Source organism: Pseudoroseomonas cervicalis ATCC 49957 (genome assembly GCF_000164635.1).
Classification (GTDB): domain Bacteria; phylum Pseudomonadota; class Alphaproteobacteria; order Acetobacterales; family Acetobacteraceae; genus Pseudoroseomonas; species Pseudoroseomonas cervicalis.
The window spans coordinates 1-710 of record NZ_GG771174.1 but is presented as its reverse complement, the minus strand read 5'-3'; the positions used below and the strand labels follow the sequence as shown (position 1 = coordinate 710).

Annotated in this window: 1 protein-coding gene; it reads right to left on the bottom strand. The window is 77.3% G+C overall.

Features of this window, described 5'->3' with window-relative positions:
* On the bottom strand, positions 1–710 hold a 710-nt coding region (locus tag HMPREF0731_RS22415), incomplete at both ends, for a glycosyltransferase (RefSeq protein ID WP_007006564.1).

Genomic DNA, 710 nt, shown 5'->3' with positions numbered 1-710 from the left:
GCTTCCCGGCCAGCGCCTCCGGCGTGCAGTCGCGCTGCGGCATCACCGAGGCGGCGCCGCTGGCGGCGAGCGCGCGGGCATTGGCGCTCTGGTGGTCGTCGATGGCCGAGGGCAGCGGCACCAGGATGGCGGGCCGCCCGGCGCAGGCGAGTTCCGCGACCGTCGAGGCGCCGGCGCGCGCCACCACCAGATGCGCCGTGCCGTAGAGCCCGGCGACATCGCCGAAGAAGGGGGCGAGCTCCGCCGGCACGCCGAGCGCCTCATAGGCGGCGCGCACGCGCGGCAGGTCCTCGACCCGGCATTGCTGCACGATGGACAGCCGCGTGCGCAGCGGCGCGGCCAGCAGGCCGATCGCCTCCGGCACCACGTCGGAGAAGATCCGCGCGCCGAGGCTGCCGCCGAGGATGAACAGCCGCAGCGGCCCCTGCGGCGTGGCGAAGCCCTGGCCGGCCAAAGCGGCCAGGGCCGGGCGCACCGGATTGCCGACCAGCGCGGTGCGGGTGCCGGCGGGGATGCGGCTGGTCTCGGCGAAGGACAGCGCCAGCGTGTCGGCGCCGCGCGCCAGCAGCCGGTTGGCGCGGCCCAGCACCGCGTTCTGCTCGTGCAGGATGGTGGCCGGGCGCTTGCCGCCCAGGCTGCGCGCGGCCAGCAGCGGCGGCACGCAAGGGTAGCCGCCAAAGCCCACCACCGCCTGCGGCCGCAGCCGCGCC